We start from the raw sequence: 9804 nt of genomic DNA on the forward strand, positions 1-9804 counted from the left end.
GAATTTGAAAACAAACAAAGGCAGGAGATGGACAGAATTTGATTAGAACCAATTCCCAAAAAAATATCGAATGATAAATGCCCAATGATGAATTTCCAAGTGATGGCAAGTAGTGAAGACGCGATACTTGTATTTATATCGGATTGAAAATCCTATCATAGTGATTCGGGATTACAAATCCCGAACAGCCTAATACGATGGAGTCTTGGGTCAGGATGGCTAAATGTTAATTTGTTAAGGGTTAAAAAATAGTTTCTGGGTTGGGGGACTTTCGTAGAAAAATAAAATTGTGCAAATTTTAGATAATTTATTGTGCAGATATAAGGGCTTTTATTGTGCAAATAATAGAACTCGGTCTTGATGGGATATCTGGTGAAAGGCTAATTTGAGGAGGATGGGAGTTTTATAATCAGAGTTTTGTCGAATTGATGACAGAGATTCAGCGTTCTGAGTTTCTGAGTTGTGCCGAGGAGATAGATAAAATTTGAATAGGATAAATTTCAAAAAAAATCATTTCCGGATGAACCCTCCGAGGGATTCTGTGCTAATGCTGATTTTACATTGATCAAATCTTCCTATGGGTGATGGGGAACCCTCGGAGGGTTTGGATCCTCTGAAACCAGCGAAAGAAACCTTCGAGGTCTGGTCTAATTCACAATACTGTAAAAATGAAAATATCGACTTCGCTGACGAAGACCTCAAAGGTTAACAAAAAGCCGGGCAGGAGACCCACCCGGCTTTACTTTGTTTAGGAATTAAAGAATTACTGAACCGTGGACAGCAACTTCTCCTGCAGCCTTTCCTCATCTACGGTGAGTTGGGAAATGCTGACTAGGATAGTTCCTGCTGTGATGGCATGCCCGGCATAGGCTGCCAAAACTGCGGGCACCGAACCCGGTGCGGTGATCACTGCCGTACCTACGGCTGCGATAATCAATCCGGCTCTTTTTAGGATCCGGAAAAACTTCGGTGTAGGCGCTTGGGCCCTCTCTTTTATTTCTGTGAGTAAATTCATGATTTTATTGGTTTTAAACGGTTAGAATTTTAATCATTCCAAATCAGGGAATTGCAGTCGTTTAGTTTATGAATCACCGATTTTGCTTCCCCAGAGTCTCATAATTTTTTTATTGATGAGGTTAGGGTATTTCAGCAGCATGGTTTTAACCATGGCAAGTTCGGTTTCCAATCTGACTAGCGTTTCTTTGAGTTTGGAAATCTCGGTACTCATCGACTTAATGTCCTGGACCAGGAGCTTCAGGAAAAAAGCGATGATTGAAAGGAGGAGTGCGATGACTCCTCCACCAATAGCCCAAGGGTTTAATCCATCCATGCGATTTCGCAACAGGCTAGGTTCAGGGCTTTGTCTGGACAGCTCCTTATCTCCAGACGAAAGGTATCCTGTGCCGAATTAGCTTTTCCTAAAGCCTGCAAAAGTCTCTTAAAGGCTTTTTGGGAGTTATTTCCAATACCTTCAGACTTTATGGACTCAACAGGTTTGACTACTTGGGACATTTCCACCTTTATTGGTCCATCGGGAATGATTGCTCCGACATAATCGGATCTGATTCCCTTTTTAAGGGCCAAAATTGGTAACTGATCCTCCTTCAGCATGAGGTATGAACCTTCAGGAAGGCAGGAGTCTTTTGAGCATCCTGGGATTTTCGGGCTTTCCAGCGTGTAACAAATCAATTTATCATCAATGAAGATTGATCCGTGGGTACTGGTAGGCCAATATTCCCTTTCAAGAACAATTCTCATAGGTCAATATTTATGTTTATTCTTTTTCCGTTGATTGAAAAATCATCGGATTGGAACTCAATTATGACCTATGAAATCACTAGGATTGTTGCAGGATTCTGCGTCAAATCATAGCGGTTATACTCTGATCCGTTTTCCAGTACCTCCAAGTACTCCAAAGACATCGCAAAGAAGTGATGCGTGTTCTCCATGGAGGGTTTTGGAAGTGATAATAGCAATTCTGGATTTTGATCTGCCTCAATCGAGAGTTCACCAGAGGTGACTAGCTCTGAATCATAGGTTGACTCTATGAAGTTGATATCCGCCCGAATCAATGAAATCCGATAATGCGTTGTATTCTCAACCTGTCTGATGTGAGTTTGGGGATTCAATTGTGGAATAGAAACAGAAACTTCATCTGGACCATCTGAGATCGTTAGTTTTTTGAAGATGGTATCTGCGATTTTGGATTGGTTTGAGAATTGGAATCCACGAAATAGCTGAACGTTTCCGAGTTCGAATTTCCGTTCTCCCCTATTACTCTGGGTATCGGAGTAAATCACTTTCATGGCCAATGAATAGAGTCGATTGTGAAGTGAACCGTCGCTGGATCTTAGGGCGATTTCTCGGAATGCGTCTTTGAGGAATTTTGAGGCGCTTGCAGCGCGGTTGAATTCCTGGAGATTTTCTCGGGTTCGCCGGAATCTAGGATCCTTCATAATTTTGTTTTTAGATACACCGCCTTTTTGGCGTGCTTTGAATCCTGTGCGTCCTTTATAGAAGGTTACATCACCGATGGTACCTTCGAGTTTTAGAAAACTTGATTGTCTTGCCATAGCACGTTTGTTTTTAAGTGAAACATGCCCAAATCTGAAATCCGTAAATGAAAAAACAAATCAAATGTAGACTCCATGGAATCTGTGGAATTTGTGTAAAATATGGAATTGGGAGAAAATGTGGAATTTATGGAATCTATGGACTTGACTGGTATTTTGACGTACCCTAAAACCTAGCCTATATGTAGCTTTGCCCTTACTTTGATGCTACTTTGATGGTACTTTGATGATGCTTTGATGATGGGAGGTGGGAAATTGTCGATCTGTATAATTGATGACTATGAGGTCCAAGTCTATCTGCGGCAGATAAATCTGAAGACATGTTTGAACCAAATAGGATTCCATTGGAGCCGTGAGTGACGACACTCACGGAGGTGGGAGAAATAGATAAAATTTGATTGGAACCAATTTTAAAAAAATATCGAATGATGAATGGCAAATGATGAATTTCGAAGTTTGGCAAGTGCAGAGGGAGCGATCTTTTGCTATAATTCGGATTGAAAATCCTACGATATATCCTCGGAATTGCAAATTCCGAGGAGCGGGTGAACCAAACCAAGTAGCTGAGGTCCAAGTCTACCTACGGCAGATAAATCTGAAGACATGTTTGAACCAAATAGGATTCCATTGGAGCCGTGAGTGACGACACTCACGGAGGTGGGAGAAATAGATAAAATTTGATTGGAACCAATATTAAAAAAATATCGAATGATGAATGGCAAATGATGAATTTCGAAGTTTGGTAAGTGCAGAGGGAGCGATATTTTGCTAAAATTCGGATTGAAAATCCTACGATATATCCTCGGAATTGCAAATTCCGAGGAGCGGGTGAACCAAACCAAGTAGCTTGAACCAAAAAATCCGGGGGCCTTGTGTCAGCCGATAAGTGTTATTTGAATAAAATGATTTATCGTATTTTAAGTACTTTCTATCGGAAAATGTGCACTGTTTAGCGCAAAAAATTGAGTTTAGTAAAGGGATCCGATAAAATAGCGGAAAAAGCAATGAAGTATTTATTCCGAATTCCTTTATTTGATTTTGATCCTGAAAGTGAGTTTAGTATCCAGGAAAACTGGAAAAAAATCAAGGCTGCAATTTCGTTATCTTCTTCCAGTTTATACCAAAAAATTAAGGAGTGCAGCTATGCTGAACTTGATCGGAACCTTAGACTAAAAGTCCTCAAATATATACTTCGTGGGCGATATAGGCCCACTCCTTTTGGTAAGTTTGCTGCTGTTGGTATAGGGAATGGTGAGTCAAACCAATGGACCATTAATTTAGAAAAAGTAAAAATCCTTCTCGGCGATGGGAATGAAGAAAAGCGAAAATTAAAATCCAAATGGAGGCTCGCTTTAGCGGGGAATGAAAAACTAGATCGATATTATTTTTTAAGTTATATCCAAGAAGACGAACGATGGGGATTGGTAAGTATTCCAAAGAACAAGGTGATATTTAATCTAATCCAGCATGCCCAAAGAGATAAAAAGATAAGCTATGATGTCTTTGCATCGTGGTTTGATCGGAAAGATGAAAAAGTGTCATTTGAAATTTGGGTAAAGCTTTTAGAGCTTGGAATAGTTTATCAGGATGAAGTCGAAAACCGGTCCAGAAATGATACATTAAAAAGTGAAAACCAAAGTTTATATCAGGATTCAATTCTTGAAGGAACTCTTAGTCTACCACATAATATCTCTGAAGACTTATCCGAGTTTTATTCAAATGGGGGTGATCTATTTAGGAGTGTCAATTCACCATATTTGGACAGTTTGAAAATATGGTTTCAGATAAAATTTGATGATAGATTTGTTCCATTACCTCTTTTATTGAGCTACCCAGAGTTTATCAACAGTGATTTTTTGAATTTGAAATTTCCAGAAGAAAACCCAGATCAGAGCATGAATTTTTCTGCTGACTTTTGGGGAAGCCGGGTGGTAGATCTTAAAAGGTTGGTTCCAAAGAAAAGCTTACCTGAAGAACTTTTTAATATAGACTTTCTATTTCGGATTGGCAAGAATAAAGAAATGGTAGTTGAGAATGTAGTTACCAATCGTCCATTTGTCTATTTCGGGAGATTTAACAGGTTTGGGAAGATTTTAGAGTATCAAGAAAAAATTCGAGACGAGATTTATCATCATGAGGAGTGCATTTTTGCCGAATTACGTATTGTAGAAACATTCTCAATTTCAAGCATTTGTAATACAAAGCCATTATTTAAATGGTATATCAGTCCTTTTGAAGAGCAGAAAAGCGGTTCCATTTCTTTGAAGGATATTGAGTTGGGAATTCGGAACGGCCGGTTTTTACTTATTCACAGGAAGTTTGGAAAGCAAATTATTCCAGTGGTATTGCATCCATTGAACGGAAAGGAAATAAGTCATCCTTTAATTCGGCTTATTTGGGAATTGGATCATCAGACAAGCTTCAAAATGATTCATTATCATTCTCCGCTTTTTACAGAAAGCAACTATGTTCCACAATTGAATTGGGGGCAGATCACCTTACAATCACAGCGATGGTTGATATTTGGGGATGATTATGGATCTGAACAGGAATTAAAAAATTGGTTAAAAACCCATCAGGTACCTAAACGAATTCAAGTGGGTATTTTTGATCGGGAGCTTGTGATTAATTGGCAAAATAAAGACGAGTTTGGAATCATGTGGTCTGAGGTGAAAAGATATCCTCGGACTGTGATTCGTGAAGTGCCATGGTTTGAGAAGAGTTGTTATTATTCCACTATGGGCAAAATGATCTATCCACAATTTGTAGTGAGTCATAGAAATAAGATTCCAATTGTTGACTGGAAAGGATTTTTAAACTCAATAGATCAGGAAGATAAACGTTGTCTTTATTATCTAATCAGGATCTCCGAGGATGAACTATTCGATTTTCTCGTATTTTTTTTCAACACCAGCTTTCTTGGCTTTTTGGGGGAGAAAAAGCTCAAATGGTATTATTTGATTTATCAGGAAGGATCACTTCTTCAAGTTCGTATCCGTTTTTTAGGGCTCACAGAAAAAATGAAAATATCTTTGGGTGAAAGGCTTTCTAGTAGTCAAAAACAATTCAATTTTGAACCGCGGCCATATTACCCCGAAGAGAAAAAATATGGTCGAAATACCTATAAAATCTCGGAGAAAATTTTTTGGCTAGAATCAAGATTTATTCTAGAAAGTCAACTTGGTTTCAAGGTGGCTCATGAATGGAAAACAGTACCTGCTTTTAACTTAGCGGAGTTTTGGTTTGAAATTTTGACGAAGGCTTCACTAGGTCAATTGATATTCCCGAGACTTAAATCTCGCCTAAGGCAAGTACCCCATCAGACCAAGAGAAAAATTATGGGTTTAATCAAGAAGGAAAAGGAATTCGATAAACCCATGTATTTACCGGAATCCTGGAAGGGAGTTTACCTCCACCTGATTCAAAAGCACCTCGACCTACAAAAGGATGATTCTGAAAAATGGCGTATTCTTCAAAATCATTTTCACATGCAAATCAATCGCTTTTATTTGATGGATAGGAAATTTTATGAAGAGGCCAGTTATTATGTATTATACCGTTTATTGGGTCAAAAAATCCATGGGAATAAGCAAGATGCGGGGTAAATAATAAGCGATTTTCCTTTTGTGGATATTTCGGACTGACCATGCCAGACCTATTAAAAGACCCCAAAGGGGTCAAACCATGAATAGCCCCGTATGGAGCAGCGAGATACGAGCTGTGGAATGCGGGGTTCGGTTAATAAAATCTGATATGGTGGGTTCCGACCCTAAATGGGTCGAATTTGATATCAAACAAAAACAAGAAAATTAATGCCCAATGATAAATTTCAAAGTGGTAAGCGCTGAAGGTGCGATTTAATTGTATAATTCGGATCACAAATTCTATGATATGTCCGCGGAATTGCAAATTGCGAGGAGCATGGGTCATTGAACCAATGGAGCCGAGAGTGACGATCCGCTTGAGGCGGACTGGCTTCTCAGGGAGGCAGAAAGGAAGATTCGCCTGAAATAGATAAGCTACAGACGGCGGCGGAATGTGTTGTAATTTTTTCTTTAATGGCCAATTGGCCTGTCCCGTCTCGATTTATCGGGATATTGTAGGATCTGCCAAAATTCAGCATCAAAGTCTTAAATCCATAGACTAATATAAGATTGATGACACTCATTTTAAAAAATTCAAAATATTTCCCTGATAATCCTTTCCTATAGGTATTCGTTTTTCATTCTTAAAGTAGCAATAAGCATGATCAAATGAGTTAATTTTCATACCATTTACAGCAAAGGATCGATGGACTTTGAAAATAAAGGGTTTGTTTATCGTTTTTAGTGTTTCGGAAAATGTACTTCTTCTTTTAATCACTTCACCGGAATCCAAATAGATTAAAGAATAGTCGTGGCTTTGCTCGATATATAGTATATCCATCGTTCGCAGAAGAACTTGCTTATTTAACCTTCTCAAGTTTAATAACATTATTTTATCCGAAAAGTCATTTTCAGGAAGTGATCTATTTTCCAGAAATTTTCTGGCTTTATCCAGTGCGATGGATACTTCAAAAAGATCTGGGGCTTTAATAATAAAGTAGATTGCATCAATTTTAAAGCTATCGACAGCATATTCGGGGTAAGCAGAGCAAATTATAATAGCAATGCCCTTCCGTTGAATTCTTCTGGCCAATTCAAGTCCATTAAATCCAGGCATTTCGATATCCATAAAAAGGATATCTATGGAGAATCGATCTATTAGGTTTTGAACCTGAAAGGGATCATGCGTTGAAAAAATCACTTCATAAAAGGGTATACCACTTATTATGTCTTTTAAAATTTCAATTGATGGTTTTTCATCATCTACAATTCCGATTTTCAGAGATTTTTGATTCATAGTCTTTCCTATGGTTTGGGGTGAAGTGAAAAGATTTTTTAAATGTCAATCTTGAGGCACACTAATTAGGATAGGAAATTTTCAAAGAGAGTTTAAAATCATCGCCAACTATTTCATTTTGGAGTTGGTAATTATTTGGAAAGTAGTGGTCCAGAATCCTTTTGACAGCAGAAATTCCAAAACCGGAGTGTTTAGAGTGATCAGGCTTTTTGATCTTATTTGATATAAAGAAGTCAAATACCGAAGATCCATTTTGTTCAGAAAAAAGGTTCATGGTGATCATACAGGGATGAGATTCGGAATTGCAATCACCATGTTTAAAAATATTTTCAACCAAGGTCATCAGTATCCATTTGGGCATGGGCAGATTTTGAACTTCTAGTATATTAAAATTGGTGGTAAGCAGAAACTGGAGATTTTTTTTGAAGCGATATTTTTGGCATTCTATGTAGCTATTGACGGCGTGGATTTCTTGTGCAAGGGAATTTCCAGCATCCAGACTTTTGAAGCTGTAGGATAGCACAGTGGTGAATTTTGAAAGAATTTTGTACATGGGCATTGAAAGTGATTTAAGTTCCACAAGAATATGACTGATCATATTTAGTGTGAAGTGGGGACTTAGCTGAAGGGACTTATGTTCCACCTGCAGTTTGATCAAATCAATTTCCATTTCTTTTAGCGTTTCCTGTTTTTTTGCCATGATATAGAAGCTCCACATAGCAGAAATAAAAATGAAATGATGGAAAAATCTTCCAATTTCTGAAGTCAAAAACTGAATTAGTGAAATTTCGTCTTCAGACCAGAATTTGAGAAGATATAATTTAATCAGGTAAAAAAAGAGAAATATAAGGACCAGTTGGACGGTTACTTTTAGCCATTTTTTAAAAATAAATATCTGGGGTAAAAAGGAGAAGAACCAAAATTGCAGAATAAAGCCACCTCCAAAAAAGTGAACTAAAATAATTTCCAAAGGAGCAATCTTGTGGTTCCCTATGGCGCGGAGTATTAGATCCAATATCAAAATACTAAGCCATGCGAGCCAAATGAATGGTCCTGGATAATCCTTTATCTGATTTAAAGGCCTTTCCGTCGGAAAATACGGGGTTTCTAGCTCAATCTGTGGACTTATCAATTTTTGAACAATAGATTTAATCATCACAAAATTCAATTTATATGTTAACAGTAAAAGAGAGGCTAGATAGCCAGCAAGCCATGGAAGGTTATCGAATTAAGCGGTTTCGAAAGTCGAAATCTGCCCGGGATCAGGTATTCACTACAAGTATAGCGAGTGAGTGTAATACCACTACTATTACAAGCTTATACTAAGACGAGAAGTATCCTATAAGTACCAGGGAAGCGGATGCTTTCAGTCTATGTTAAGTTTCTAAAAATTACCGAACAAAGGTTAAAACCGGATCGTCATTCCGGTGGAGAGAAGCTCCAACTTAGAAAGGATCTGTGTTTGAACACAGGTCCTTTTCAGTTATGGTGCTTCTTAAATAATACTTCTTCTATCTCAGTGACGGGGATATGTTGAAAATCGGCGAATTCCTGAATTGTAATCAGGCAGTGCTTTTCCTTCCCCTCAGCTATCCGTATTTTTTGAAGCACTTTGTATGCATAAGAACGACTTCGCCCTGTAAATTTCATAATATCCTGAGCATAGATTATCCTTCTATTGTCCAGCATTTTTAGATAAAGAAAACTCAGGCTATCAGTTAAAATCTGAAAACCCACCGTGTACAGCGCTGAAAATAAGACTATTGAGAGCTCACAACTCGTTTTAAATATAATTAAGTTTTGAGAATAAAGAAATAATCATCGTATTTTTTTATTAAAAATGTTTTGGTGGACTTAGTTAGGAGAGATTAAGGTGGGGAGGTTATGGTTGGGGAAAAGTAGGCAGTGGCAGTAGGCTGTCTTGGAGAATTGGAAGAATAGAGATTGAGAGATTGGAGAACAGGGAACAGGGAACAGGGAACAGGGAACAGGGAAAAGATAATAGAGATCTGGGATCAGGGAAAAGAAAATAGAGATCTGGGAACAGGGAGCATTTTTTCTTGAATTTGGGATTGATTGGATTGGCGGTGTATGGGTTGAGAAGTAGAGAGGTGGGAAGTTAGGAAGATAGGAGGTTTGGAGGATTGGAGGTTAAAAAGATACGCCTGGTAGGGAATATTAGGAACGAGTCTACCTACAACAGATAAATCCGAAGACTTGCGCCAGCAGGGGCGGATAGATCTGAAGACTTACGCCAAGTGATTGATTGGATTGGCGGTGGTTGGGTTGAGATGTAGAGAGGTGGGAAGTTAGGAAGATAGGAGGTTTGGAGGATTGGAGGTTAAAAAGA

At 38.2% G+C, this 9804-nt stretch carries 7 protein-coding genes; 1 reads left to right on the forward strand and 6 read right to left on the reverse strand.

All coding sequences use genetic code 11. The features are described from left to right. Positions 1-763 precede the first annotated feature (763 nt). From BLQ57_RS13690 to BLQ57_RS13705, 4 genes are all read right to left on the reverse strand, one after another. The gene (locus BLQ57_RS13690; RefSeq protein ID WP_087940128.1) at positions 764-1015 is read right to left on the reverse strand and encodes a hypothetical protein; all 252 of its coding nucleotides are present in this window, start codon (positions 1013-1015) and stop codon (positions 764-766) included. 66 nt (positions 1016-1081) lie between these two features. Further along, positions 1082-1330 (reverse strand): hypothetical protein, encoded by a 249-nt coding sequence (locus BLQ57_RS13695; protein WP_087940129.1) that lies wholly within the window; start codon positions 1328-1330, stop codon positions 1082-1084. Continuing rightward, positions 1318-1758, reverse strand: coding sequence for a DUF5675 family protein (locus BLQ57_RS13700; RefSeq protein ID WP_087940130.1), 441 nt, complete (start codon positions 1756-1758; stop codon positions 1318-1320). Before BLQ57_RS13700 ends, BLQ57_RS13695 begins: the two co-directional genes overlap by 13 nt. Positions 1759-1826: 68 nt before the next feature. Continuing rightward, positions 1827-2573 (reverse strand): hypothetical protein, encoded by a 747-nt coding sequence (locus BLQ57_RS13705; protein WP_087940131.1) that lies wholly within the window; start codon positions 2571-2573, stop codon positions 1827-1829. Positions 2574-3577: 1004 nt separating this feature from the next. Between BLQ57_RS13705 and BLQ57_RS13715 the strand changes: the two genes are divergently transcribed. Then, complete coding sequence (locus BLQ57_RS13715) at positions 3578-6178, forward strand: lantibiotic dehydratase (RefSeq protein ID WP_139162740.1); 2601 nt, start codon at positions 3578-3580, stop codon at positions 6176-6178. A 559-nt stretch (positions 6179-6737) separates the two neighbouring features. On the opposite strand, the gene BLQ57_RS13725 is transcribed toward BLQ57_RS13715, so the two are convergent. Both BLQ57_RS13725 and BLQ57_RS21190 read right to left on the reverse strand, forming a co-directional pair. After that, positions 6738-7454 (reverse strand): LytR/AlgR family response regulator transcription factor, encoded by a 717-nt coding sequence (locus BLQ57_RS13725; RefSeq protein WP_087940136.1) that lies wholly within the window; start codon positions 7452-7454, stop codon positions 6738-6740. A gap of 61 nt (positions 7455-7515) precedes the next feature. Next, entirely contained in the window at positions 7516-8154 is a 639-nt protein-coding gene (locus tag BLQ57_RS21190) for a histidine kinase (RefSeq protein ID WP_169712763.1), read from the reverse strand. Positions 8155-9804 lie beyond the last annotated feature (1650 nt).

This window comes from Algoriphagus faecimaris (assembly GCF_900101705.1).
Lineage (GTDB): Bacteria > Bacteroidota > Bacteroidia > Cytophagales > Cyclobacteriaceae > Algoriphagus > Algoriphagus faecimaris.